At 67.1% G+C, this 24,174-nt stretch carries 24 protein-coding genes; 7 read left to right on the plus strand and 17 right to left on the minus strand.

What is annotated here, in order from left to right:
• Positions 1–10 precede the first annotated feature (10 nt).
• Entirely contained in the window at positions 11–1,384 is a 1,374-nt protein-coding gene (locus ACPTTC_RS28915; RefSeq protein ID WP_423394921.1) for an undecaprenyl-phosphate glucose phosphotransferase, read from the minus strand.
• Positions 1,385–1,812: 428 nt separating this feature from the next.
• Here ACPTTC_RS28915 and ACPTTC_RS28920 point away from each other — a divergent pair, with 428 nt between their 5' ends.
• A complete protein-coding gene (locus ACPTTC_RS28920) occupies positions 1,813–3,339 on the plus strand; it encodes a mannose-1-phosphate guanylyltransferase/mannose-6-phosphate isomerase (protein WP_423394922.1) in 1,527 nt (508 codons plus the stop codon).
• A 121-nt stretch (positions 3,340–3,460) separates the two neighbouring features.
• Here the strand turns inward: ACPTTC_RS28920 and ACPTTC_RS28925 are convergent, their stop codons facing one another.
• The 9 genes from ACPTTC_RS28925 to ACPTTC_RS28965 form a co-directional block, all read right to left on the minus strand.
• On the minus strand, positions 3,461–4,402 hold the full coding sequence (locus ACPTTC_RS28925) for a transposase (protein WP_423395736.1): 942 nt from the start codon (positions 4,400–4,402) through the stop codon (positions 3,461–3,463).
• 227 nt (positions 4,403–4,629) lie between these two features.
• Entirely contained in the window at positions 4,630–5,067 is a 438-nt protein-coding gene (locus tag ACPTTC_RS28930; RefSeq protein ID WP_423394923.1) for a hypothetical protein, read from the minus strand.
• Between the two features lie 67 nt (positions 5,068–5,134).
• Positions 5,135–5,716: a DUF3501 family protein gene (locus ACPTTC_RS28935; protein WP_226195109.1), complete on the minus strand. Its 582-nt coding sequence runs from the start codon at positions 5,714–5,716 to the stop codon at positions 5,135–5,137.
• Between the two features lie 31 nt (positions 5,717–5,747).
• Positions 5,748–7,085, minus strand: a complete 1,338-nt coding sequence (locus tag ACPTTC_RS28940; RefSeq protein ID WP_423394924.1) for a heterodisulfide reductase-related iron-sulfur binding cluster — start codon at positions 7,083–7,085, stop codon at positions 5,748–5,750.
• A 120-nt stretch (positions 7,086–7,205) separates the two neighbouring features.
• Positions 7,206–7,628 carry a rubrerythrin family protein gene (locus ACPTTC_RS28945; RefSeq protein WP_027791020.1) on the minus strand — a complete coding sequence of 141 codons (423 nt, stop codon included), beginning with the start codon at positions 7,626–7,628 and terminating at the stop codon, positions 7,206–7,208.
• Positions 7,629–7,876: 248 nt separating this feature from the next.
• Positions 7,877–9,142: an RNA polymerase sigma factor gene (locus ACPTTC_RS28950; protein WP_423394925.1), complete on the minus strand. Its 1,266-nt coding sequence runs from the start codon at positions 9,140–9,142 to the stop codon at positions 7,877–7,879.
• A complete protein-coding gene (locus tag ACPTTC_RS28955) occupies positions 9,139–9,555 on the minus strand; it encodes a VOC family protein (RefSeq protein ID WP_072439335.1) in 417 nt (138 codons plus the stop codon). The genes ACPTTC_RS28950 and ACPTTC_RS28955 overlap by 4 nt, the downstream gene beginning before the upstream one ends.
• A 42-nt stretch (positions 9,556–9,597) precedes the next feature.
• On the minus strand, positions 9,598–10,017 hold the full coding sequence (locus ACPTTC_RS28960) for a YciI family protein (protein ID WP_423394926.1): 420 nt from the start codon (positions 10,015–10,017) through the stop codon (positions 9,598–9,600).
• A 125-nt stretch (positions 10,018–10,142) separates the two neighbouring features.
• Positions 10,143–10,496, minus strand: a complete 354-nt coding sequence (locus ACPTTC_RS28965) for a YciI family protein (protein ID WP_175965892.1) — start codon at positions 10,494–10,496, stop codon at positions 10,143–10,145.
• A 204-nt stretch (positions 10,497–10,700) separates the two neighbouring features.
• Here ACPTTC_RS28965 and ACPTTC_RS28970 point away from each other — a divergent pair, with 204 nt between their 5' ends.
• The 4 genes from ACPTTC_RS28970 to ACPTTC_RS28985 all read left to right on the plus strand — a co-directional run bounded on the left by ACPTTC_RS28970 (position 10,701) and on the right by ACPTTC_RS28985 (position 15,185).
• The gene (locus ACPTTC_RS28970) at positions 10,701–12,575 is read left to right on the plus strand and encodes an ExeM/NucH family extracellular endonuclease (protein WP_423394927.1); all 1,875 of its coding nucleotides are present in this window, start codon (positions 10,701–10,703) and stop codon (positions 12,573–12,575) included.
• 285 nt (positions 12,576–12,860) lie between these two features.
• The gene (locus ACPTTC_RS28975; RefSeq protein WP_069251033.1) at positions 12,861–13,247 is read left to right on the plus strand and encodes a DUF883 family protein; all 387 of its coding nucleotides are present in this window, start codon (positions 12,861–12,863) and stop codon (positions 13,245–13,247) included.
• Positions 13,248–13,311: 64 nt separating this feature from the next.
• Positions 13,312–13,896 (plus strand): BPSL1445 family SYLF domain-containing lipoprotein, encoded by a 585-nt coding sequence (locus ACPTTC_RS28980; protein WP_226195115.1) that lies wholly within the window; start codon positions 13,312–13,314, stop codon positions 13,894–13,896.
• 236 nt (positions 13,897–14,132) lie between these two features.
• A complete protein-coding gene (locus ACPTTC_RS28985; RefSeq protein WP_175965887.1) occupies positions 14,133–15,185 on the plus strand; it encodes an AI-2E family transporter in 1,053 nt (350 codons plus the stop codon).
• 43 nt (positions 15,186–15,228) lie between these two features.
• On the opposite strand, the gene ACPTTC_RS28990 is transcribed toward ACPTTC_RS28985, so the two are convergent.
• The 6 genes from ACPTTC_RS28990 to ACPTTC_RS29015 all read right to left on the minus strand — a co-directional run bounded on the left by ACPTTC_RS28990 (position 15,229) and on the right by ACPTTC_RS29015 (position 21,245).
• Positions 15,229–15,744: a thioesterase gene (locus tag ACPTTC_RS28990; protein WP_423394928.1), complete on the minus strand. Its 516-nt coding sequence runs from the start codon at positions 15,742–15,744 to the stop codon at positions 15,229–15,231.
• Between the two features lie 208 nt (positions 15,745–15,952).
• The gene (locus ACPTTC_RS28995) at positions 15,953–16,969 is read right to left on the minus strand and encodes an NADP-dependent oxidoreductase (protein WP_423394929.1); all 1,017 of its coding nucleotides are present in this window, start codon (positions 16,967–16,969) and stop codon (positions 15,953–15,955) included.
• A gap of 37 nt (positions 16,970–17,006) precedes the next feature.
• Entirely contained in the window at positions 17,007–17,795 is a 789-nt protein-coding gene (locus ACPTTC_RS29000; RefSeq protein ID WP_059521513.1) for an SDR family oxidoreductase, read from the minus strand.
• A 460-nt stretch (positions 17,796–18,255) separates the two neighbouring features.
• Positions 18,256–18,846, minus strand: a complete 591-nt coding sequence (locus ACPTTC_RS29005) for a phosphatase PAP2 family protein (protein ID WP_175965883.1) — start codon at positions 18,844–18,846, stop codon at positions 18,256–18,258.
• Positions 18,847–18,927: 81 nt separating this feature from the next.
• Complete coding sequence (locus tag ACPTTC_RS29010) at positions 18,928–20,244, minus strand: Nramp family divalent metal transporter (RefSeq protein WP_423394930.1); 1,317 nt, start codon at positions 20,242–20,244, stop codon at positions 18,928–18,930.
• Positions 20,193–21,245, minus strand: a complete 1,053-nt coding sequence (locus tag ACPTTC_RS29015; RefSeq protein WP_423394931.1) for a helix-turn-helix domain-containing protein — start codon at positions 21,243–21,245, stop codon at positions 20,193–20,195. Before ACPTTC_RS29015 ends, ACPTTC_RS29010 begins: the two co-directional genes overlap by 52 nt.
• A gap of 496 nt (positions 21,246–21,741) precedes the next feature.
• On the opposite strand from ACPTTC_RS29015, the gene ACPTTC_RS29020 reads away from it, so the two are divergent.
• Both ACPTTC_RS29020 and ACPTTC_RS29025 read left to right on the plus strand, forming a co-directional pair.
• Entirely contained in the window at positions 21,742–22,665 is a 924-nt protein-coding gene (locus ACPTTC_RS29020; RefSeq protein ID WP_175965880.1) for a LysR family transcriptional regulator, read from the plus strand.
• A 98-nt stretch (positions 22,666–22,763) separates the two neighbouring features.
• Positions 22,764–23,165 carry an OsmC family protein gene (locus ACPTTC_RS29025; RefSeq protein ID WP_089486274.1) on the plus strand — a complete coding sequence of 134 codons (402 nt, stop codon included), beginning with the start codon at positions 22,764–22,766 and terminating at the stop codon, positions 23,163–23,165.
• A gap of 94 nt (positions 23,166–23,259) precedes the next feature.
• Here ACPTTC_RS29025 and ACPTTC_RS29030 read toward each other — a convergent pair whose 3' ends face one another.
• Positions 23,260–24,141: a Dyp-type peroxidase gene (locus ACPTTC_RS29030; protein WP_226195124.1), complete on the minus strand. Its 882-nt coding sequence runs from the start codon at positions 24,139–24,141 to the stop codon at positions 23,260–23,262.
• Between the last annotated feature and the right edge of the window lie 33 nt (positions 24,142–24,174).

The raw sequence follows: 24,174 nt of genomic DNA on the forward strand, positions 1-24,174 counted from the left end.
TACCCGGTACTCAGTACGCGTTGCTGCCGGTAAAGCCTTTCCAGAGCGTCAGCACGACGATCTTGATGTCGAGCCAGAACGACCAGTTCTGCATGTAGTACAGATCGAGCTTCACGCGTCCCATCATCTTCTCGATCTGGTCGGTCTCGCCGCGAAAGCCGTTGATCTGCGCCCACCCGGTGATGCCCGGCTTGATCCGGTAGCGGAACATGTAGCCCTTGACCAGATCCTTGTAGATGTCGTCGTGCGCGAGCGCATGCGGACGCGGGCCGACGACCGACATCTCGCCCTTCAGCACGTTGATGAACTGCGGCAGCTCGTCGAGGCTCGTGCGGCGCAGGAACCGGCCGACCGGCGTCACGCGCGAATCGTTCTTCTTCGCCTGCGTGACCTGGCCCGCCGCTTCCTGGTGCACCTTCATCGAGCGGAACTTGTAGATCTCGAACTCGTGCCCGTCGATGCCCTTGCGCTTCTGGCGGAAGAACACCGGCCCGCGCGACGTCAGCTTGATCAGGCCGGCGATCAGCAGCATCGCCGGCGCGAGCGCCGTGAGCGCCGCCAGCGCGAACAGCCGGTCGAACACGAACTTCGGCAGGATCCGCACGTCGGTGATCGGCGACGCCGCGAGGTTGATCGCCGGCACGCCGAGCACCTCGACCACCTCCTGGTTGAAGAACGACAGCGTGCGCACGTCCGGGATGAAGCGGATATTCACGAAGTCGTGGCGGAACACCGTCACGATATGGTGAATCCGGCGTTCCTCCGTGATCGGCAGCGTGAGCCACAGCTCGCTGATCGCGCGGCTGCGCACCAGCCACACCAGCGATTCGAACTGCCGCTCGATGCGCACGTCGTCGAGCGCGACTTCGCCCGGCGCTTCGCTTTCGTCGTAGACGCACACCGGGTTGAAACCGGCTTCCGGCCGCGCCCGCATCTGCGCGATCAGCCGCCGCGCCGCCGGCGTGCCGCCGACGATCGCGACCGCCTTCAGGTTGTAGCCGCCGCGGCGCAGTTGCCGCAGCACGACGTGCACGCAGGCCTTCGAGCCGGCGAGCAGCGTCATCGTCGCGAGCGCCCAGTAACCCAGCCACAGCCGCGACAGGTCGCCCGACTGATGAAAGCTGAAGCTCAACAGGATGCCCGCGAGTTCGACCACGAGCCACGCGAACGCCACCCGCCCCACCAGCCCGACGAGACGCTTGCCGCGCCAGGACTGGTAAATGCCGAACGCGGGAAAACACACGACGACGAGCAGGCAATCGAACAGCATCATCGTGCGCTGCAGGTCGTTGAGCCAGATGCTGCCGCCGTGCAGCGCGGCGGCGATCAACGCCCCCGTCACGACCATCGCGATATCGATGACTCTCGCCAGCACGCTCAACATGTCTGCTTCCTCTTTGAACAGGCGTTTGCCGAACTGCTCCTTGCGCGACCGGTGCCGCACATTCGATTCAAACGTTGCATGTCGTTATTGAAGCGGTAAGAAATTTTCGCCTCAAGCGTACAAGTATTTCGAAAAATAATCGGAAATTATTTCCGGGAAACTTTTGAATTAAATCGGCATGTTTTCCCGAAGCGCTCGCGGGCCGGGAATTTTTCGGAAGCTTTACGATTTCCGCTCACCCTTTGCTGGCGGTCAAGGCCAGCCGATAAAAGGATTTATTTTTTATTTTTTTAATTGCATCGGATGCCAGCGCGAGAAATCCTTCCGGATGAATTCATGGCGAATATCCGGCAATGGGTCCGGTTTTATTGTCGATTTACTTCGTGCTACAACGACAGGCACTGACTTCAACCGTGGAGAGTGTCCTCATGAATGCTCCGGCCGTGGCTGCCGAAACGCGCCACTCTTCTTTCGCCGCCCCCGCCGCCGGCACGCACGTCGCCGTGCAACCGGTGATTCTCGCCGGTGGGTCCGGCACGCGCCTGTGGCCGATGTCGCGCGAACGTTTTCCAAAACAGCTGATCGGCCTGCTCGGCGAACATTCGCTGCTGCAGTCGACCGCGCTGCGCCTCGACGGCCTGGCGGCCGACCATCCGCTGAACGACGACGTGCTGATCGTATGCGGCGAGGATCACCGCTTCACCACCGCCGAACAGCTGCGCCTGACCGGCAAATCGGCGTCGATCATGCTCGAGCCGGTCGGCCGCGACACCGCGCCCGCGCTGACGCTCGCCGCGTTGCGGCTCGTCGCCGGCGGCAACGATGCGGTGATGACCGTGATGCCGGCCGACCACGCGGTCGCCGACCTGCCGCGCTTCCACGCGGCCGTCGCGGCCGGCGTGCACTGCGCGGCGCAAGGCAAGATCGCAACGCTGGGCATCGTGCCCAAGCACGCGGAAACCGGCTACGGCTACATCCGCGTCGGCGCGCCGCTCGGCGACGCCGCCACGGGCAACCTCGACGTGCGCCGCCTCGACCGTTTCGTCGAGAAACCGCATCTCGAACTCGCTCAGCAGTACGTCGCATCGGGCGAATACTGGTGGAACAGCGGCATCTTCATCGTTCGCGCATCGGTCTGGCTGAAGGCGATCCGCCAGCTCGAACCGGCGATCCATGCGGCCTGCGAGCAGGCCGTCGCCCAGGGCAAGGCCGATGGCGATTTCTTCCGCATCGATCGCGACGCATTCGCCGCGTCACCGTCGAACTCGATCGACTACGCGGTGATGGAGCCGCTCGCCAGCCTGCCGCAACTGTGTGAAAGCGTCGTCGTGCCGCTCGACGCCGGCTGGTCGGACGTCGGCTCGTGGGACGCGATCTGGCAGATCTCGCCGAAGGACGAGGCCGAGAACGTCGGCCGCGGCCACGTGCTGTTCGAAGGCGCGGAATCGACGTTCGCGCATTCGGAAAGCCGCCTCGTTGCCTGCGTCGGCACGCAGAACCTCGTCGTCGTCGAAACGCCCGACGCCGTGCTCGTCGCGGACAAGTCGCGCGTGCAGGACGTGAAGAAAATCGTCGGGCACATCAAGGCGCAACGCGGCGCGGAAGCGACCGATCACCGCAAGGTGCATCGCCCGTGGGGCCACTACGACTCGGTCGACATGGGCGAACGCTTCCAGGTGAAACGCATCGTCGTGAAACCGGGTGCACGCCTGTCGCTGCAGATGCACCACCACCGTGCCGAACACTGGATCGTCGTCTGCGGCACCGCACGCATCACGCGCGGCGACGAAACGTTCCTGCTGTCCGAAAACGAATCGACGTACATCCCGCTCGGCGTGTCGCACCGACTGGAGAACCCCGGCAAGATGCCGCTCGAGCTGATCGAAGTGCAGTCGGGTGCGTATCTCGGCGAGGACGACATCGTCCGCTTCGACGATACCTACGGCCGGCAGTAACGCACGTGCACGCGGGGCGCCGCTTCGACGGCGGCGCCCCGGCACGGCAAGCATGGAAAGACGGGACTGCCGCGCGGGCGTCGTGGCACACGACGGCCCGCGCGTTTCGGCGGTACGGCGATCAGCCGACGCGGTACACGTACTCGCGGCGCTCCGGCTGCACCGGATCGTTGCGGCTTTCGGACAGCGTGGTCGCGCGACGCTCGGCGATGAAGCGCTTGATGTCGGACTCTGCACGCGCGAGCGCGGACAGGCCGGCCAGCACCTCGCCTTGCGACTCGCGCGCCGGTTCGTCGCTCGCGCCATGGCGATCGATCCACTGGCGTGCCCAGTCGAGCGCGAACTGCTCGGCTTCCTCGGCATCGGTGAAACGCGGGCCGATCAGGCCCGAGCGCTCGACGCGCCGGCCTTGCTGCGAAATCTCGGCCCACGCGCGATACATCAGGTTCTGCACCGGCTGCGCAATGCCGTAGATCGTATAGCCGCGATATTCGTCGACTTGCGGTTCGGCCGCGGCGAAGCTCGCCGACGACGCACGCGCAGGGCGCAGCTCTCTCGACGGCGCCCCGGGCACCGCGAACGACACGGCTGACGGATCGACCACTTCATCGACCGGCATCGCGCTCAGCGACGCGCCCTCGCCCTGCCAAACGTTTGCCTGAGCGACCGGCAATTGCCACGATTCGGGGTTCTGCCAGAACACGCCGCGCAAGCGATCGTTGTCGGGCGCAGGCTCGGCACGACGCGCGGACACGACCGGCGCCGGCGGCGGCGGGATATACGCGAACGTGCGCCCGCTGAACTGGGTCAGCACGTCGATCATCTGCAGCAGCGTGCCGGACGCCAGCCATTCCTCGTAACGGCGACGGCACGTCGGCCCGGACGGATAGCGACCGGGCAGCTTCGACCAGGCTTCACCGGTCGTCAGGATCCAGAGCACCGCGTTGGCAACGACGCGCGGTTCGGCTCGTGGACGCCCACGACGATTCAGCCGGATGGGTTCATCGGCGATCAGCGTTGAAAGACGAAACCACTCTTCATCGTTAAGCTCATCGAAGAACATAGTAGATCTCTCCACGCAGCCAGGCCGGGGCTGCGATTGGCGGCGCCGTCGCGACACATCGCGTCGCGGGGCGGCCAGGTTGCACATTATGGTTATCCGACGTTGTGCATACCGGCGCGGCACCGCACTTTCACGGTGCCGCCATTCCCGGCAATGACGCACAAATCACGGTCTCACTCCAATGTGGGAATTTTTGTGCACGAAGCATACCATCCCTAGGGTTTATCTCAATATGACAATGACTTAATGTTACGCACTGAAACAACCCGCCATGGGTGCGCAATGTATTTACGCTTGAATTTTTTTGCGGGATCTTTATACCCGCCGCTGCAAGGGCCCGCCTGGCGGGGCTCAGAAGCGTATGAAGAGTACCTTTTCATGGGCATTTTCGGGCCACTCCACTCCCTGCCGGCAACAATCCCGCGCATTGCTTCCCGACATCGGTAAATCAGGGAAAAAAGCGTAACAAGATATTCACGAATCGGTAAATCATTCGAATTCGGTTGATTTAAATTATCTCCGTGCACAATATTTTTATTGTTTCTCTGCGAGTGATGAAAGCACGGTGACGCACGATGCACATTTTTCGCCACGCGCAAGCTCGTGACGTCTGTTACATCTTCACGGCGGCAGGCGAGCAATCGCGCCGCATCGGCGGCGGACATCCCGTTTCGGGTCGGAACGGAAAAAGGAGACCGGTCGGCAGGACGTGCCGGACGTGCAGCGGACGCGTCAGCGCAGATCGCCGGCGAGCGAGGCGGTCACGTCCGCGTCCACGCGCTGCGCCGGCATCGTGTAGGCCGGGTGATCGCAGCCGATCGACAGCGCCGCCCCGCCCTTGAGCGCCGCGCGCATCGGCGCGCCGAGCTCGAAGCGCAGGAAGTGCACGGCCGACGTCTTCTCGGCGTTGTCGCGCTCGAGATCCTCGTCGGCGATCGCGTAGACGCTCGCATGCCCGTCGACCTGCAGGTACACGCGATCCTCGATGCCGATCAGCCGCGCGAGCGCCGCGCGCCGTTCGAGCTCGTGCTCGTACTCGATCTGCATCGTCGCCTTCAGGTTCGTGCCGTCGGGCACGAGCGGCAGATACGCTTCCAGCTCGCCTTCGATGCCGGCCTGGTCGAAGATCTTCTCGATGTGCAGCATCTCCTGGATCTGATAGCGGATCGTCGTCTCGTCCTCGAACAGCAAGCGCAGGTGATTGCCGAGCGCCACCGCGCGGCGGCGCTTGTACGCGACGAGCCGCGCGTGTTCGGCCTTGCGGATCTTCGCGTACGCTTCGAGCGTCAGCAGGGAATCGCGGGTCAACGTCATGGGAGAGCCTCGTGGGTCGGCCGGCGGCGGCTCAGATGCCGTACGCGCGGCGCAGCAGCGTGAGCGGATGGGCGAGCGGTGCGGATGGCAACCCCTTGTCGTCGATGCCCTGCACGATGTGATGGCCGGCCAGCGCGCAGTCCGACGACACGAAATCCGGCTGCGGTTCGGCCATCGCCTTGAACACGGGCCCGCCGATCCGCATCGCGTCCGCGTGAAATTCCTTCTTCACGCCGAACGTGCCCGCGTGGCCCGAGCAGCGCTCGACGACATTCACACGCGTATCGGGCACGAGCGACAGCGCGTCGGCCGTCTTGCGGCCGATGTTCTGCACGCGCGCATGGCACGGCACGTGATACGACACGGTGCCGAGGCCCGTCTTGAAATCGGTCTTCAGCAGCCCGTCGCGATGCCGCGCGATCACGTATTCGAACGGATCCCAGAATGCTTCGGCCACCGCGCGCACTGCTTCGTCGCCGGGGAACATCAGCGGCAGCTCGCTCTTGTACATCAGCACGCAGCTCGGGATCGCGCCGATCAGCGCATAGCCTTCGCGCGCGTAGCGTTCGAGCACGGGCAGGTTCACGTCCTTCTTCGCGGCCACGCCGGCGAGATTGCCCTGCTCGAGCAGCGGCATCCCGCAGCAGGCTTCGCGCGTGACGAGTTCGTACGGGATGTCGTTGTGCGCGAGGATCGCGAGCAGGTCGTGGCCGATGCCGGGCTCGTTGAAATTCACGTAGCAGGTCGCGTAGATCGCGACCTTGCCGGGCGTGCGTTCGCCGTCGCGCACCGGCAAGCCGTCCGAGGGCCTCGCCGTGCGCCGGAACTTGCGCGGCGCGAATTCCGGCAGCCACGCATGGCGATCGACACCGAGTGTCGCCTCGAGCGCATGGCGCACGGGCGGCGTGCGGTTCACCGCGTTCACCGCCTGCGTGACGATCGGTATGCCGGCGAAGTGGCCAAGCGCGTCGGTGTTCGACAGCACCTTGTCGCGCAGCGTCGCTTCGCCGCGCTGGTAGCGCGCGGCCTTGCCGCGCAGCATCAGGTGCGGAAAGTCGACGTTCCATGCATGCGGCGGCACGTACGGGCATTTCGTCATGTAGCAGAGGTCGCACAGGTAGCACTGGTCGACGACCTTGCCGAACGCTTCCTTCGGCACCTCCTCGATATCGCCCATCGGCGTGTCGTCGACCAGATCGAACAGCGTCGGAAACGCGCCGCACAACGACACACAGCGCCGGCATCCGGCGCAGATGTCGAACACGCGCGTCATTTCAGCATCGATCGCGGCCTGGTCGTAGAACGCATCGGACTGCCAGTCGAGCGGATGCCGGGTCGGGGCTTCGAGACTGCCTTCCTTGTGGGGCATGGGGCGCTCCAGCGTGGCGCGCATGCGCGCCAGCGCCGCCCGCACGATGCGGGCAGCGATGAACGAACAGCCGGCCGCTTGCCGGTCGCACGGCCTGCCGTGCGGCCCGCGGGCGGCCCGTCAGTCGACGAGACTGTCCAGCGCCTTCGTGTAGCGGTTCGCGTGGCTGCGTTCAGCCTTCGCGAGCGTCTCGAACCAGTTCGCGATTTCGTCGAAGCCCTCGTCGCGCGCCGTCTTCGCCATGCCCGGATACATGTCGGTGTATTCGTGCGTTTCGCCGGCGATCGCCGATTCGAGATTCTGCCGCGATGAACCGAACGGCAAGCCCGTTGCCGGATCGCCGACGGCTTCCAGGTATTCGAGATGGCCGTGCGCATGGCCGGTTTCGCCTTCGGCGGTCGAGCGGAACAGCGCAGCGACGTCGTTCTGGCCTTCGACGTCAGCCTTCGAAGCGAAATACAGATAGCGCCGGTTCGCCTGCGATTCGCCCGCGAATGCGGCCTTCAGGTTCTCTTCGGTTTTGCTGCCCTTGAGCTGAGCCATTTGCGCCTCCGTTCGAGTCGGCGCGGCCGCATGCGAAGCCGGGCCGATCAGGTATGTGGGGAACGATGCGTGTGCCGGGGCGCGCGCATCGTGCTCTTCAATCTAGGCGCTCGCGTTCGCATCCCCCAATAGGCTTTTTCAATCCGGGCGATAGTGCTTGGCGGGACGCGGGGCTTGGGGCTCGGGGCTCGGGGCTCAGGGCTCAGGGCTCAGGGCTCAGGGCTCGGGGTGCGCGCGTGCTGCGTGGGTCAAGCGTCGGTCGCGCGCCTGAGCAGCAATTCGCGTTCGCGCTCGTTGCGCGTCAGTTCCGCCGCGCGGCGGAATTCGGCCTTCGCCTCGTCGGCGCGGCCCAGCTTCGCCAGCAGGTCGCCGCGCACGCTCGGCAGCCAGTGATAGCGCGCGAGCGCGGGATCGTCGCGCAGCGCGTCGACGAGTTCGAGCGCCGCAGCGGGCCCGAACGCCATCCCCACGGCCACCGCGCGATTCAGCTCGACGACGGGCGACGGTGCGACTTCGGCAAGCGCGTCATACAGCGCGACGATCTGCGCCCAGTCCGTATCCGACGCCTGCCGCGCGCGCGCGTGGCAGGCCGCCAGCGCGGCCTGCAGCGCATACGGCCCGCGTACGCCGCCGAGCTTCGTCGCGCGTTCGAGCGCCGCGAGGCCACGCCGGATCAGCAGCGGATCCCAGCGGCTGCGATCCTGGTCGAGCAGCAGCACGGGCCGGCCCTGCGCGTCGATGCGCGCATGCATGCGCGACGCCTGCAGCTCCATCAGCGCGACGAGCCCGAGCACCTCGCTCTCGTCCGGCGCCAGCCCGGCCAGCACGCGGCCGAGCCGCAACGCCTCGTCGCACAGCGCCGGGCGCGTCCAGTCGTCGCCCGAGGTCGCCGCATGGCCTTCGTTGAACACGAGATAGATCACTTCGAGCACCGACGCGAGCCGCGCGGGCCGCGCATCGGCAGCCGGCACCTCGAACGGCACGTGCGCCGCCGCGAGCGTGCGCTTGGCGCGCACGATCCGCTGCGCGATCGTCGGCTCGGGCGTCAGGAACGCGCGCGCGATCTCGCCCGTCGTCAGCCCACCGAGCAGCCGCAGTGTGAGCGCCACGCGCGCATCGGTCGACAGCACCGGGTGGCACGACGTGAAGATCAGCCGCAGCAGGTCGTCGCCGATGTCGTCGCTCGTGTCGACGAACGCCTCCGCGATGTCGGGGACGACGTGCGCTTCGAGCGCGTCCATCTCGTGGCCGAGCTGGTCGCGCTTCGCCGCGTGGAGCGACTCCTGACGGACACGATCGAGTGCGCGACGCTTCACGGCCGTCATCAGCCATGCGGCCGGGTTGTCGGGCACGCCGTCGACGGGCCAGTGCTCGAGCGCCGCGACGAGCGTGTCCTGCGCCAGTTCCTCGGCCACGCCGACGTCGCGCACCACACGCGCGGCGCGCGCGATGATCTTGGGCGCCTCGATCCGCCAGACCGCTTCAATCGCACGGTGAGTCGCCTCACGCGTCACGACGCCTGCCCCTCGGCGGACGCGTCCAGCGGCATGGCCATCAGCTCCCATGCATGGCCGTCCGGATCGTCGAACCCGTGGCCGTACATGTTCGGGTACTCGCGCGGCGCTTGCGGCGCGGACCCGCCGGCCGCCAGCGCCTTTGCGACGATCGCGTCGACTTCGGCGCGGCTTTCGCACGACAGGCACGACAGGACCTGCACCTGCGTTGCCGGATCGATGATGGTTTTGCCGGTGAACGTCTGGAAAAACGGACGCACGAGCAGCATCGCGAAAATCGTGTCGCTGATCTTGATGCAGGCGGCCTGGTCGTTGGTATAGGCCGGCACGACTTCGAAGCCGAGCGCCTGGTAGAACGCCTTCGAGCGCGGCAGGTCGGCCACGGGCAGGTTGATGAAGACCATCTTGTGCATGTCGGGTGCTCCCGGTGAAGTTGGATTCAGGTGGGCAGTCAATCAGGCGCCGGTACGGCCGACGTGGAGCTCGCGGAACCGCTCGACCGCGTCGCTCGGCGTGAGGTCGTCAAGCTCGAACAGCGGCCGCACCTCGATCTCGCAATCCATCTCGGCGCCGAACGGCGCAGGGAACCGGCGCGTCCATTCGAGCGCTTCGTCGCGCGAACGCACCTGGATCAGCGTATAGCCGGCAATCAGCTCCTTCGTTTCGGCGAACGGGCCGTCGACCACGGTGCCCTTGCCGCCCGAGTAGCGCACGCGCCAGCCGTTCGCGCTCGGGCGCAGCCCGTTCGCGTCGAGCAGCACGCCGGCCCTGGCCAGTTCCTCGTGATAGACGGTCATGGCTTCGACCAGCCGGTTGTCCGGCAACGCGTCGGACTCGCTGACGGCGTTCGCCCGGATCATGATCATGAATCGCATCGTTCACTCCTTGTCGTCGTTGAAAGGCGACGCCCATTCGTCGGCGCCTTATCCGGACGACGGCCGGAAGACAACCGGATCGACATATTCCGCGACACATCAGGGTAAATACCGAGTCGCGGCCTTCACAAAAAGCACGGACCGACCGCGCGCACCTCGACCGTGCACCATTGCGCGGCCGGACACTGGCGCGCGATCTCGATCGCTTCCTCGCGCGTGTCGACGTCGACGATGAAGAAGCCGCCGACCATCTCCTTCGCCTCCGCGAACGGGCCGTCGAGCAGGCGCGTCTCGCCGTCGCGCACCTGCACGCGCGTACCGCGCTCGGCGCGCTCCAGCGACTCGACGCCGCGCAGCACGCCGCGCGCCTTGAGCGTTTCGGCGAAATCGACCATCCGCGCGTACAGCGCCTGACCTTCGTCGAGTGTGCGTTCGGCGCGCTGGTCGGTCGGCTCGACAATCAACAGCATGTAAGACATGGGCTTCTCCTGTGGGAACGGGGCACGGCAGCGTTCGCTGCGCGATCGGGATGCGCCGACCGATGCAAAAAGCGTAGCAGCCGCCGTGCGGCTTGCATCGTCGGCCAATCGGCACTGGCCGGACGGCCAATTCGGCCGCTTCCTGACATTTTGCCGTCAAGATGTCCTCCCGAACCGTCGGATTTTCTTCCTGTGGACCGTCCCATGTCACGCCTGCTTGGCCCGCTTGCCGTTGCACCGTTCATCGCCCTGGCGACCCTCGCCGCCCTCGCCGCCCTCGCTGCCCGGCCGGCCACGGCCGCGCCGCCGGTCAGCGCCGGCTGCGGCGGCGCAACCACGCCGATTGCCGAACTCCGCAGCGCCGGCGGCCCGTCGCCGCTGGCCGGTCAAACCACCTCGATCGAAGCGGTCGTCACGGCGGCGTTCGGCGGTGCCGACGGCCTCGGCGGCTTCTTCGTCCAGCAGGCCGACGCACAGCGACGGCACCGGCCGGGCATCCCGGAAGGCGTGTTCGTGTATGCGCCGAACGCACGCGCGAAGGCCGGCGATCTCGTGCATCTCACGGGCCGGGTCGACGAGCAATACGGCCGGACCCAATTCACGCTGTCGGGCGGCGTGACCGTCTGCGCACACGGGCAGACAGTCACACCTGCAACGCTCACGCTGCCGGTCGCCACGCTATCCGTGCTGAGCGCGCTCGAAGGCATGCGGGTGCGCCTGCCGCAAACCCTGACCGTCAGCGATACCCACGAGCTCGGCCGCTACGGCAGCATCGTCCTCAGCAACGGCCGGCTGCGCATCCCGACCCACGTCGCGCCGCCGGCCGAGGCCGCCGCGATCGCGACAGCGAACGCACGCAACCGCATCGTGCTCGACGACGGCTCGAACCGCCGCGATCCCGCGACCGTGCGCTATCCGCCGCCCGCGCTGAGTGCCGCCAACACGCTGCGCGCAGGCTATACGGTACGCGGCGTCGAAGGCGTGATCGAACTGCGTTACGGCACGTGGCGGCTGCAACCGGTTGCGGGCGCGGCGCCGGTGTTCGATGCCGCCGCGAACCCGCGTACCGATGCGCCGGCCCGGCATCCCGATGCCGACGTGCGCATCGTGTCGTTCAACGTATTCAACTATTTCAACGGCGACGGGAACGGTGACGGATTCGATGCCCCGGCCAATCGCGGTGCGAAAACGCCCGCCGCGTTCGCGCGGCAGGAGGCGAAGATCGTCGCGGCATTGCGCGCGCTGCGTGCCGACGTGATCGGGCTGATGGAAATCGCGAACAACGGCTACGGCGACGCGAGCGCCGTGCGGCGTCTCGCCGCGCAGCTCGGCGACGGCTGGCGCACCGTCGATCCCGGCACCGCGCGGCTCGGCCGCGACGCGATCGCGGTCGCACTGCTGTACGACAGCCGCACGGTCGAGCCGGCCGGGCGCGCCGCGACCGTCGCACTCGGCGGCCGGCACCGCCCGCCGCTCGCGCAGACATTCCGGCGCATCGGCGGCACGCGCGCCTTCACGGTCGCGGTCAATCACCTGAAATCGAAGAACTGCCCGAACGCGACCGGTGTCGATCGTGACCAGTCGGACGGCCAGGGCTGCTGGAATGCGGCGCGCACGCGAGCCGCCGCGCGCATCGCCGATTGGCTCGCCACGTCGCCGACCGGCACCACGGCCGAAGGCGTACTCCTGATCGGCGACCTGAACAGCTACGCGAAGGAAGATCCGCTGCGCGCGCTCGAATCACGCGGTTACGCGAACCTGGTGCCCCGCTTCGTCGGCGATGCTGCGTACAGCTACGTATTTCGCGGCGAAGCCGGTAGCCTCGACCACGCGCTCGCCACGCCGGCGCTCGCCGCGCGCGTGAAGGCCGTGCACGTCTGGCACATCAACGCCGACGAACCGGTGGCCCTGCAACCCGTGCCCGATTACAAAACGTCCGCGCAACGGTCGACTTATTACGCACCCGACGCGTACCGGTCATCGGATCACGATCCCGTCGTGATCGACGTCGCGCTTGGCGAGGGCGGCACGTTCGCCGCCCCGGGCACGAACCGTGCTCGTCAACCACGCGGCGACTAGTGCATTTGCATCAGCACAAGGCCTGCAACGGCACTATTTACCTGATGGCCCCGGCGACGCGATATTTACCGAACCTTCACCGCGTACCGCAACCCGGTACGCCGCTTCATCCGGAAAGCGAATTTTTTTCAATCGCCGCGCTGCCCCGTGCGGCGGGGCTTCGCGGCAATCCTGCCGACGCATTGAAAATTTGTCTCGAAACAAAATCGGGCCAAGTGAATCACACCTGTTGCTGGGATTCATCTTATCTTCAAATTTACGTTGAATCGAAGGAGGATCAACACCATGGCGCTCACCGACTCGATCGAACACAAGCTGGACCGCGGTCTGTCCGACATTCGTCGCACGGGCCGGCGCGTGGGACGCACGACGCGCTCGGCCGCCCGCGACCTGCATGCCGACGTCACCGACGATCTGCGCGGGCTGGTCGACGAACTGGAAGATCTGCTGAAAAACGATGGCGACGGCGATATCGCCGCGCTGCGCAAGCGCGTGCAATCCAGGCTCGATGAAGCGCGCAGCGCGCTCGACCATGCGTCGGGCAGCGCGGCCGCCCGACTGCGCGAATCGGCCGAACGCGTGTCGCAGGTCGTACAAGACAACCCGTGGCAAACCGCCGGCGTCGTCGCCGGCCTCGCGTTCGTTGCGGGCCTGCTCCTCGCCCGCCGTTGAACGGAGCCGGCCGCCCCGCTGCCCGCCCCGACCGTACTCAATCAGACAACGAAGGAGAAACGCCATGCAGAAGACCCTTGCCATGAAAGCCGCCGCCGCCGTCCTGCTCGGCGGCCTCGCGCTCGCCGGCTGCACGACCACCCCGGACAAACCGGAAGGCGCCGCGGCCAGCGCGTCGAAGCGCCAGTCGATCGACGCCAGCGTCAACGCGACGCTGTCGCGTCTCTATTCGACGGTGCCGGGTTCGCGTGAACTCGTCGCGAAATCGCGCGGCGTGCTCGTGTTCCCGAACGTGCTGCAGGCCGGCTTCATCGTAGGCGGCCAGTCCGGCAACGGCGCGCTGCGCGTCGGCGGCAGCACGGTCGGCTACTACAACACGTCGTCGCTGTCGGTCGGCCTGCAGGCCGGCGCGCAGTCGAAGGCGATCGTGTTCCTGTTCATGACGCAGGATGCGCTCGACTCGTTCCGCAGGTCCGAAGGCTGGGCCGCAGGCGCCGACGCATCGGTCGCGGTCGTGAAGGTCGGCGCGAACGGCGCGGTCGATACGACCACGGCCACCGCCCCGGTCGAGGTGCTGATCCTGACCAACGCGGGCCTGATGGGCGACCTGTCGGTGAACGGCACCAAGGTCACGAAGCTCAATATCTGACGATGCGGCACGCGGCGTCGCGCCGCGTTTGCTTCCCGGCAGCGCCGCGGCCCCGCCCGCGGCGTTTTCGCATGTGCCGCCCGCAGCGGCTATGATGGCGGCACCTTTGCGGGCATACTCCGCTTCGGGCCGCCCCGCGGCGCATTTCGCCGCGAACCCGTGACGATCGCGAACCGATCGTGCGCGGGGCAACGAGATTCAATCAAACCACGCATCAATCTGCGCGAATGTCATCCATGGAAAGCGGACACGACCACCAAAAATTCTTCTATTTCCTGCTGGCCGCGGTCACCGTCGGACTCTGCTGGATCCTCGCGCCGTTTTCCGGAGCCGTGTTCTGGGGCACCATTCTCGCGATCCTGTTCCAGCCCGTGCAGCGCTGGCTCGCCGCACGCTTCGGCAAGCGGCGCAACCTGGCCGCACTCGTGACGCTGTCGCTGATCGTGCTGATCGTGATCCTGCCGCTCGTGTTCGTCGCCGCGACGCTCGTGCAGGAAATCGCGTACGTGTACCAGGAAATCAAGACCGCGCAGCCGAACTATTCGCAATACTTCCAGGACATCATCCACGCGCTGCCGTCGTCGATCCAGCACCTGCTGCAGAAATACGGGTTGGGCAACCTCCCGGGCATCCAGAAGAAGCTGACCGATGGCGCTGCGCAGATCAGCCAGCTTGCGGCAACGCAGGCACTCAGCATCGGCCAGAACACGTTCCAGTTCGTCGTGAGCTTCGGCGTGATGCTGTACATGGTGTTCTTCCTGTTGCGCGACGGCGGCGAGATCGGCCGCCGCGTGCGCCGCGCGCTGCCGCTCGACGAAGAGCACAAGAACCTGCTGCTGGCGAAATTCACGACGGTCGTGCGCGCGACGGTGAAGGGCAACATCGCGGTCGCGCTCGTGCAAGGCGCGCTCGGCGGCCTGATCTTCTGGATCCTCGGGATCGAAGGCGTGGTGCTGTGGGGCGCGCTGATGGCGTTCCTGTCGCTGCTGCCCGCGATCGGCGCGAGCCTCGTCTGGGTGCCCGCCGCGCTCTACTTCCTGATGATCGGCGCGCTCTGGAAATGCGCGATCCTCGTCGCGTTCTGCGTGGGCGTGATCGGCCTCGTCGACAACCTGCTGCGCCCGATCCTCGTCGGCAAGGACACGAAGATGCCCGACTGGGTCGTGCTGATCTCGACGCTCGGCGGGATGGCGCTGTTCGGCATCACCGGCTTCGTGATCGGGCCGCTCGTCGCCGCGCTGTTCATGGCGAGCTGGGACATCTACGCACGGGCCGAACACGGCGAATGATGCGTCGCACGGCCGCGTGCCACGCACCTGCATGCACGCGCCGTCACGGATGACGAATGCGAATCACGACGGGCGCCACGGCGCCCGTTTCCTCATCCGCCGCCAGCATCATCACGCCGCCATACGGACCCACGCGATACGTGCGGCCCGACACCAGCGGCACGCTTCGATCGTCGCGCGCATCGCGCCACGTTGCACGCACACGCGAAGCGATATCCGGTGCGAACGGCGCACCGTCCGGCCCGACCAGCGCCACATGGGCACCCGGCAAACGCCGGCCATGCGCATCGAACCGCAGCGTGGCCGCCGCCTCGCCGTTCGCCACCTCGCGTCCTTCGACCCCCACGCCCGACCGCGCGTCGAGCGTCACGTCGTAGAGATCGACGAGCGCGCCCGTGAAGCGCACGTCACCGCCCGACGCAGCGTGCCCGGCCGCCCCGGCATTCGACATCGCGAACGCCACGCCAAGCCCGATCGCCATCCTCCGCACGGCACTCGCGCACCGCACCGTTCGATTGCGCATCGCCACCGATGCCGCCCGCTTCGCGTCGTTTCGCATGTTCCTTCTCCCTTGGCGTGACCAGAAAAAAGGCGGCGTGACATGTCGGTCACGCCGCCTGTCTGCTGGCAATCACTTTAGGGAGAGGCGTCCGGACAATATATGGGACAAGTCCGAAACTAAGGCCCGGTTGTTCGAACGCACCGCGTTCGACACCGGCTCGCCGCGCGAGCGTACGAACGGCATCGCACGCGGCGCGGCGGGCCGGTCACGCGCCGGGATCGACGCGCAGCACGAGCTTGCCGCGATGGTCGCCGTCGAACAGGCGATTCAGCACGTCGGGCGCATTCTCGAGACCGTCCGCCACCGTCTCCTCGGCCTTGAGCCGGCCGTCGCGCAGCCAGCCCGCGAGCGTCTGCACGGCCTCGCGGCTCTTGCGATAGTCGAGGATCAGGAAGCCGCGCATCGTCAGCCGCTTCGAGATCAACACGCCGACGTCGTCCGCCGCGCGCCCGCTGTTGTAATTCGAGATCACGCCGCACAGCGCGACGCGCCCGCCGATCACCATCCGCGACAGCACCGCGCGCATCACCTCGCCGCCTACATTTTCGAAGTTCACGTGCACGCCGTCCGGCGTCGCCGCTTTCAGCTGCTGACGGAAATCGTCGGCCTTGTAGTCGACGGCCGCGTCGAAGCCGAGCGTCTCGGTCAGATAGCGGCACTTGTCCGCGCCGCCCGCGATGCCGACCACGCGCGCACCGTGGATCTTGCCGATCTGCCCGGCGATCGAGCCGACCGAGCCGGCCGCCGCCGATACCACGAGCGTCTCGCCCGGCTGCACCGGCGCGATGTCCGTCAGCCCGTAGTACGCGGTCAGCCCGCTCATCCCGCACGCGCCGAGCAGCGTCGGCAACGGCAGGCCCGTCTCCGCAGGCAGCTTCACGAGCTGCGCGGCCTGGTCGGCCGGCACGATCGCGTAGTCCTGCCAGCCGACGAGCCCCTGCACGAGATCGCCTTCCGCGAACCCCGCATGGCGCGACGCCACCACGCGCCCGATGCCGAGCGCGCGCATCACCTCGCCGATCGCGACGGGCGGCAGGTACTGCGGCACGTCGCTCATCCACACGCGGTTGGTCGGGTCCATCGACAGATACAGCACGCGCACGAGTACTTCGCCCTCCGCGAGCGCCGGCACCGGCGTCGCGACGAGCGAAAAGTGTTCGCGGCCGACCCGCCCTTCCGGGCGCGTCTTCAGCAGCAGTTGGCGGTTCACGAGTGTGGACACGATGTTCTCCTCCAGTCGTTGTCGTTCGGGATACGTATCAGACCGCGCACATGCCGCCGTCGATGACAAGTTCGGCGGCCGTCACGAAGCGGCTCTCGTCGGACGCGAGATACACGGCCGCATGCGCGACGTCGTCCGGCTCGCCGAGCCGGCGCAGCGGAATGCCGCGCGCGAGCTTGCGCGTCGCATCGCGTTCGCCGAGCGACTGGAACAGCGGCTCGACGATCCCCGTACGAATGAACGCCGGGTGAATCGAGTTGCAGCGCACGTCGATCTCGCGGCGTGCGCAGTCGATCGCGACCGACTTCGTCAGCGATGCGACCGCCGCCTTCGACGCGTTGTACGCGGTGAAATCCGGCTCGACCTTGAACGCGGCCACCGACGAGATGTTGATGATCGATGCGGGATGGCTTTCGGCCAGGTACGACAGCGCATGCTTGCAGCCGAGCACGATGCTCTCGACGTTGATCGCCATCACGCGCCGCCATTCGTCCAGTTCGATCTGCGCGGGTGAGCCGATCGAGCCGACACCCGCGTTGTTGACGAGCACCGACAGCCCGCCCATCGCATCGACCGCCTGCGCGAGCAGCGCCTGCCAGCGCGCTTCGTCGCGCACGTCCTGCGTCGCGGCGAACGCGACCGGCGTCGCGTGGCCCGCGTTGAGTTCCTGCGCGAACGCGTCGAGCACCGCCGCGTCGGCGATGTCGGTCACGAACACGCGCGCGCCCTGCTCGACCATCCGGCGCGCGATCGCACGGCCGAGGCCGCCCGCGGCGCCCGTGATATATGCGCACTTGCCGGCAAGGCGCGAAGAAACGACTGTCATGTGACCTGCTCCTGTCGTGAATCGTCGTCGCGGAACGCTGCCGCGACGGGTTTGCCGTGCCTGTTCCGGCCAACCCGGGCCGGCTGACCGCGCCTCGGCATCACGAGGCGCCGCACGGTTTACGCGAGTATATCGGCGTGCCGGACGGGCCGGGCAGCCTGCCCCGGTTGAACGACAGCCAGCGTACGCGAATGCCGCCAATCGATGAAATGAATAATCGTTATGCCCAGTCATAGGTGCCGTTAATGACCTTCATGTGTCGGCGCGCGTGCACGGGCCGGCGGCACTCGCCCGTCATGTCGACCGGCCGGTTCGTCGATTCAGGGCATGACGGAGCGCCGCGTTCCGCGCAGACGCAGACGCGAACGCAATCGGGAAGATGAACGGTGTGGAATCGTGCAACCGCCGGGCGAATGCCGGCGGCAAGCAAGCGGCGCCGGTGCGCCGTGACCGGCTGCCGTCAGAATCCGTCGCCCGACGGCGTGCGCACGAACGCGCAGAGTTGCGGCGAGTGGGTATCGATCATCTGCTGGAACGGCGCACGGTGCCCGTACGCGATGCCGGACACGAGCAGCAGGCAGACGGCCGCGACGCGCGGCGAGAATGCACGCTGCCGCGCGCCGTCGTAGCCGCGCAGGAACACCAGCGCGACCGCCGCGCCGAGCATCCAGCCGACGATCACTTCCGGAACGGTGTGCGAATGATCGAACACGCGCGCGACGGCCGTGACCGCGCCCACGGCGAGCCCGGCCGCGATGCCGGGCGCCTTGCCCGGCCGGAACGCCTGCCACAGCATCGACAGCGCGACGGTCCACACGGACGTCGACAGCATCGTATGGCCGCTGATCACGCGGAAATCGAATTGCGGCAGCTCGATGCCGCACCCGGCATAGAGGATCTTGGTGGCACCGACGAGGCCCATGCCGGCGGCGAGCAGCACACCCCAGCGAACGGCGAGGCGCCAGTCGGTCAGCGCGAACCAAGCCGCGCACGTCAGTGCGATCGGCAAGGTCAGCGCGGCATCGCCGATGTTGCTGATTTCACTCCACATAACGGACTTCGGACGACGATCGAAAGGCCGCAGTTTACCGCATGCGCGCCGCGCGACTGTGTCAGCCTGTGACAGGCTGTATCAGCCCGCGACACCGGAAATCAGCAACAGGTTCGTGCCGGTAATGACGGCGAACAGCGCCCACGCGGCAATTTGCATCCCGCGCCCGATCGCGTGCTCGCCCATCGTGTTGCGATCGCTGACCGAGCGGATCAGCGGCCACATCGCGAACGGGAGTTGCAAGCTCAGCAGCACCTGGCTCCACACCAGCAACTGCCCGACCGAGCCGTCGCCGAGCCACAGCACGCCGATCAGCGCCGGCACGAGGGCGAGCCCGCGCGTGATCAGCCGGCGCTGGTAGCACGGGATCTTCGTATGCAGGAAGCCGTCCATGATCACCTGGCCGGCGATCGTGCCGGTCAGCGTCGAGCTCTGCCCCGACGCGAGCAGCGCAATGCCGAACAGCAGCGCGGCAGCACCGCCCGCGATCGGCGTAATCAGTTTGTAGGCCTGCTCGATGTCGGTCACGTTGTGCTGACCCGTCGCATGGAATGCCGCGCCCGCGACGACCAGGATCGCCGCGTTGACGAGCATCGCGACGAACAGCGACACGCAGGTATCGATACGCACCAGCGCGAGCGTGTCGCGGATCATCCCCCGCGCGCCGCCGACCACGCGCCGCGTCTGCACGACCGACGAATGCAGGTACAGGTTGTGCGGCATGATCGTCGCGCCGACGATGCCGAGCGCGAGCACGATCGCGTCCTTGCGGTCGTGGCCCGGATCGCCCGGCACCAGCCCGCCGGCCACCGCGTGCCAGTCGGGCGGCGTGATCGCGACCTGCGCGACGAAGCAGAACGCCATCGTCGCGATCAGCGCGAGCACGATCGCCTCGATCTGCCGGAACCCCTTGCCCTGCAGGCCGAGCACGATCACCGTGTCGAGCGCGGTCAGCACGATCCCCCATGCGAGCGGCACGCCGAGCAGCAGCTTGAACGCAAGCGCGCAGCCGAGGACTTCCGCGATGTCGCACGCGATGATCGACACTTCGGCGGTCACCCACTGCACGATGCGGCCGAACCGGCCGTAGCGGTCGTAGCTGGCCTGCGCGAGATCCCTGCCGGCGACGAGGCCGAGCCGCGCCGCGAGCATCTGCAGGAAGATCGCCGCGAGGCTCGAGAACGCGACCACCCACAGCAGCGAATAGCCGAACTGCGAGCCGGCCTGGATGTCGGTCGCCCAGTTGCCGGGATCCATGTACCCGATCGCGACCAGCAGGCCGGGGCCGAAGAAGCGCTTGAGCTTCTGCCAGCGCGGCGCGCCGGCATCGATCGTGATGCTGCCCTTTACTTCCGACGGGCAGAAAGGGGCGGTGGCGGTAGTGGGGAGGAAGGACATGGAAACCGGGGATCGAAATCGCGACAGGACGATTCTACGGGTATCCGCCCGGTTTTCTCGCGCGCGGCCTCGCACGCGGCGCAACGCCCCCCGGCGCCGTCGCAGCGCCCCCCGTCCGCATCCGCCGGCGCCGCGCCACGGGTGAGGATCCTTTCGCGCTCGGCGACGCGAAACTCGGTCGGCGACATCAGCATGCGCTGGCGAAACAGCTTCGCGAGCCGCTCGCCGCTGCCGAACCCGGTACGGCGCGCGACTTTATCGGCCGGCAGCGTCGTGTGGACCAGCATGTGGCAGGCGCGCTCGAGCCGCACGTGCTGGACGAACTCGGTCGGCGTCACGCCGATTTCCTTCTTGAAGCGCCGCAGGAAGTTGCGCTCGCTCATCGCGGCAGCCTGGGCGGCATTCGCGATCGAGATGCGGTTCACGCTCTGCGCGCGCAGCCGCTGCGCCGACATCCGGATCGACGGGCTCGCGCTCAGCTCGCGAAAGGCCCACATCGACTGCGGATAGCGTTGCTCGACCGGCCGCAGCAGGTTGCTGGCGATCTCCTGCGCGGCGCCGTCGCCAAGGTCGGCGCGGAACATGTCGAGCACGGCGGCAAACACGTCGGTTTCGCCGGCCTGCGCCTCGACCGTCGTGGCGCCCCGTCGCCCGGCCCGACCAGGCCGCCCTTCGATCGCCGCCGACGGACGCCGCATGGCCGCGAGCGTGGGCAGATCCATCCCGTCGACGATCCAGCGCGCATGACGGCGAATGTCGGCGAGGCGACGCTGCAACGCGTCGTCCCAGTTGACGGCCGCGCGGTCACCGTGAAGATGAAAGAACGCGAGTGCGCGGCGGCCGTGCTCGTCACCGAGCGGATCGGCCGCGATGCTCACGCCGGAGGACGACTGCAACAGCCCCCCGCTTTCGGATACGTACTTCAGCTGGTAGTCAGCACTGTGTGCGTGCAGGCGATTCGCCAGGTTGAAAGCCTCGCCAAGACGCGCGGCCTGGGCCAACGAAAATCCCGTACTCAAATAGATAACGACCCATCTCTGATCTGCTGCATTCACTGGCCAAGCCCCCGACTTGTTCGACTTCTTCTAATACCGTCGAACTGTCAGGCTTATATTTGGTTTAAATGCGTGCGACAGGACGGCTATCCCGAAATATGAAGCGACGGCATCTTAGCCGAACGGGTCGCGCCTTTGGCACGAAATGGCCGACGCGGACAGCATGATGGCGGATTACTACAGGCTGCCAAGGCTCGTTGGCGGGCCTGAGCGGAATTGCCCGGGCCGATATCGCCGATTATTGCGATTGCGTGCGTCGCAATTCGCGCATTTCATTGCGACTTATTGCGTCAGGTATCCGGATAAATACACAACCCAATATCGGCTCAAACGATATCGACTCGCATCCAATGCCGTCGATTGTCACGCAGGACAGCCCGCGTATCCGCTGCCTGCGCATCCTTTAGAATCGGCCCACCATTCACTACGCCGCCCGCGCCCCGTGCCCGCCGATCACCGTCTCGACCTGAACCTGTTTCGCGTGCTCGACGCCGTCTACGTGCATGGCGGCATCGGCGCGGCCGCCCGCGCGCTGCACCTCACGCAGCCGGCCGTCACGCATGCGCTCAACCGGCTGCGCGCGCATTTCGACGATCCGCTGTTCGTGCGGCAGGGCAACCGGGTCGTGGCAACCGAGCGCACGCGTTCGATCATCGCGGACGTGCAGTTGCACCTGAAGGGCCTACAAGGCACCGCGCGCGCACCGTCGGCATTCGATCCCGCGACGCTCGACCTGAGCATCGCGGTAGGCATTCGCGACGTGCTCGAATCGATCGCGCTGCCGCGGATCGTCGCCGCGTTCGCCGACGAAGCGCCGGGCCTGCGGCTCGTGAGCCGCCGCATCGCGGTGGCCGACATCGAGCGCGAACTCGCATCGGGCAATCTCGATCTCGCCGTCGATCGCCGCGTGCCGACCGGCCCGCGCATCGCCACCGAACACCTGCTCGACGATTCGCTCGTCGTCGCGCTGCGCGGCGATCATCCGCTCGCGCGCGACCCGCTGCGGCGCGGCGACTATTTCGCGGCGCAGCATGTCGCGGTGTCGTCGCTCGGCGAGCCGCAATCGCTCGACGTGCTGCTCGGCAACGACGGCCGTTTCCGCGATATCCGGCTCACCTGCCAGCACTATTTCGCCGCATGCCAGATCGCCGCGACCGGCAACCTGCTGGTCACGCTGCCGCACACCTATGCGTTGCGGATGGCCGCGATGCTGCCGATCGTCGTGCGGCCGCTACCGTTGCGGCTCAAGCCGTTCCCGCTCCTCGCGTACTGGCACGAGTCGCGCGACGCCGATCGGGCGCACCAGTGGGTGCGCGAACGTATCGCCGCGCTCGTGCGCAGCAGCGCCGGCGTGACCGACGCATAGCCGCGCGGCGCACGCCGTCGCGATCGGGGCGGTATGCTGGCGGCTGCGCGCCGCCACGCGGCGCCCGCTTCCCTCTTCCCGCTGACCGGAGACTTGCCATGTCACTCATCCATGCCGCCGCCGTCCTCGACGCCGATGCGCCCGACTACGTCGTCCAGCTGCAGGCCGGCACGCACGCATTGACCGGCGACGAAGCGCCACGCGAAGGCGGCCAGGATCGCGGGCCGGCGCCGTACGAATTCGTGCTGGCGGGCCTCGCGCAATGCACGGCCGCGACGCTGCGCATGTATATGCAGCGCAAGACGTGGCCGGCCACGCGCATCGACGTGCGCACCGAGCTTCATGCCGATCGCGACGGCACGCAGTACGTGCGCCGCGTCGTGACGCTCGACGGTCCGCTCGATGACGCGCAACGCCAGCGCCTCGCCGAAATCTGCGAGAAAACGCCGGTCACGCAGTTCATCAAGCGTGGCACACGGATCGACACGACGTTGAACTGACACACGACGCACGCGGCGCACGATCGCCGCGCCAAAAGAAACGGGGGGCCGCGCACGATGCGCGGCCCCCCGTTGCGTCGCTACCGTCAGGCGCTTACAGGCCGAGCGCGGACAGGTCGAGCTTGCCGCCCTTCATCGGCGGGCACCAGAAATACGCGCCGGTCAGCGGCCGCGTAAAGCGGAACAGGCCGTCGACGATCCCGTCATCCGCGCCGCTCATCCGGCGCATCTGCACGTCGAACGCGCGGAACGAGCAGCCGAACGCCACGAAGTAGAGGCCCGCGCGACGCGCGTCCGACCACGGCGACGAACGGCGCAGCATGAACGCTTCGGGCTCGAAGCTTTCCTGCGCGGTGCGCTTCACGTGCGCGAACTCGGGTGCATCGTCGAGTTCTTCGTTGTCCGAGCGGCGACGCCCGATGATGTTGTCCATGTCGCCCGACGGAATGCGCTCCATCTGGTCGAAGTCGTGCAGCCATTGCTGGACCGCGACGAAGCTCGCGCCGTCGAGCCCCGCGCCCTGCCCGGTCACGATCGCCGCGGCCACCGCGTCGTCGCCTTCCGGGTTCTCGGTGCCGTCCTCGTAGCCGGACAGGTCGCGATCGTTCGAATAGCGGAAACCGTCCACCGCATCCTGCAGCGCAAACGCCGGCGCCAGCGCGCGTTCGATCGCCCGCGTGCGCAGCACGATCTCGCCGCGGTCGTCGCCGCGCAGCCAGACCCACACGTCGGCCGGCGTCGCCGGCAGCGTGCGGTCCTTCACCGCGAACGCCGGGAATTCGGTCAGGCCCGGCACCGGGTGCCCGAGATGCGCCGCCAGCGCATGCCCGAACCCGACCACCGTGTCGCGTCCGTCGACGATCTCGCGCAGCGCGGCCAGCGCCGCCGCCACATTGCCGTCATTCGAAATCGTGAAAGTGAGGTATCGGGCCGCCGTATCGATCGGGGTCAGGATGCCTTGCTGAACGTCGCTCATCGTGTCCTCAGGAATGTATCGTGGTGAATCTGC

This window comes from Burkholderia mycopellens (assembly GCF_964265025.1).
GTDB lineage: Bacteria > Pseudomonadota > Gammaproteobacteria > Burkholderiales > Burkholderiaceae > Burkholderia.

Bases quoted from the DNA above. Each gene is read 5' to 3' on its own strand.
- ACPTTC_RS28970 (WP_423394927.1), top strand. From the start codon at position 10,701: ATGTCACGCCTGCTTGGCCCGCTTGCCGTTGCACCGTTCATCGCCCTG.
- ACPTTC_RS28945 (WP_027791020.1), bottom strand. From the start codon at position 7,628: ATGGCTCAGCTCAAGGGCAGCAAAACCGAAGAGAACCTGAAGGCCGCA.
- ACPTTC_RS29010 (WP_423394930.1), bottom strand. From the start codon at position 20,244: ATGTCCTTCCTCCCCACTACCGCCACCGCCCCTTTCTGCCCGTCGGAA.
- ACPTTC_RS28960 (WP_423394926.1), bottom strand. From the start codon at position 10,017: ATGCGATTCATGATCATGATCCGGGCGAACGCCGTCAGCGAGTCCGAC.
- ACPTTC_RS28980 (WP_226195115.1), top strand. From the start codon at position 13,312: ATGCAGAAGACCCTTGCCATGAAAGCCGCCGCCGCCGTCCTGCTCGGC.
- ACPTTC_RS28920 (WP_423394922.1), top strand. From the start codon at position 1,813: ATGAATGCTCCGGCCGTGGCTGCCGAAACGCGCCACTCTTCTTTCGCC.
- ACPTTC_RS28930 (WP_423394923.1), bottom strand. From the start codon at position 5,067: ATGTCCGCCGCCGATGCGGCGCGATTGCTCGCCTGCCGCCGTGAAGAT.
- ACPTTC_RS28965 (WP_175965892.1), bottom strand. From the start codon at position 10,496: ATGTCTTACATGCTGTTGATTGTCGAGCCGACCGACCAGCGCGCCGAA.
- ACPTTC_RS28955 (WP_072439335.1), bottom strand. From the start codon at position 9,555: ATGCACAAGATGGTCTTCATCAACCTGCCCGTGGCCGACCTGCCGCGC.
- ACPTTC_RS29025 (WP_089486274.1), top strand. From the start codon at position 22,764: ATGTCACTCATCCATGCCGCCGCCGTCCTCGACGCCGATGCGCCCGAC.
- ACPTTC_RS28935 (WP_226195109.1), bottom strand. From the start codon at position 5,716: ATGACGTTGACCCGCGATTCCCTGCTGACGCTCGAAGCGTACGCGAAG.
- ACPTTC_RS28915 (WP_423394921.1), bottom strand. From the start codon at position 1,384: ATGTTGAGCGTGCTGGCGAGAGTCATCGATATCGCGATGGTCGTGACG.
- ACPTTC_RS29005 (WP_175965883.1), bottom strand. From the start codon at position 18,846: ATGTGGAGTGAAATCAGCAACATCGGCGATGCCGCGCTGACCTTGCCG.
- ACPTTC_RS29000 (WP_059521513.1), bottom strand. From the start codon at position 17,795: ATGACAGTCGTTTCTTCGCGCCTTGCCGGCAAGTGCGCATATATCACG.
- ACPTTC_RS28985 (WP_175965887.1), top strand. From the start codon at position 14,133: ATGGAAAGCGGACACGACCACCAAAAATTCTTCTATTTCCTGCTGGCC.
- ACPTTC_RS28990 (WP_423394928.1), bottom strand. From the start codon at position 15,744: ATGCGAAACGACGCGAAGCGGGCGGCATCGGTGGCGATGCGCAATCGA.
- ACPTTC_RS28925 (WP_423395736.1), bottom strand. From the start codon at position 4,402: ATGTTCTTCGATGAGCTTAACGATGAAGAGTGGTTTCGTCTTTCAACG.
- ACPTTC_RS29030 (WP_226195124.1), bottom strand. From the start codon at position 24,141: ATGAGCGACGTTCAGCAAGGCATCCTGACCCCGATCGATACGGCGGCC.
- ACPTTC_RS28940 (WP_423394924.1), bottom strand. From the start codon at position 7,085: ATGCCCCACAAGGAAGGCAGTCTCGAAGCCCCGACCCGGCATCCGCTC.
- ACPTTC_RS28975 (WP_069251033.1), top strand. From the start codon at position 12,861: ATGGCGCTCACCGACTCGATCGAACACAAGCTGGACCGCGGTCTGTCC.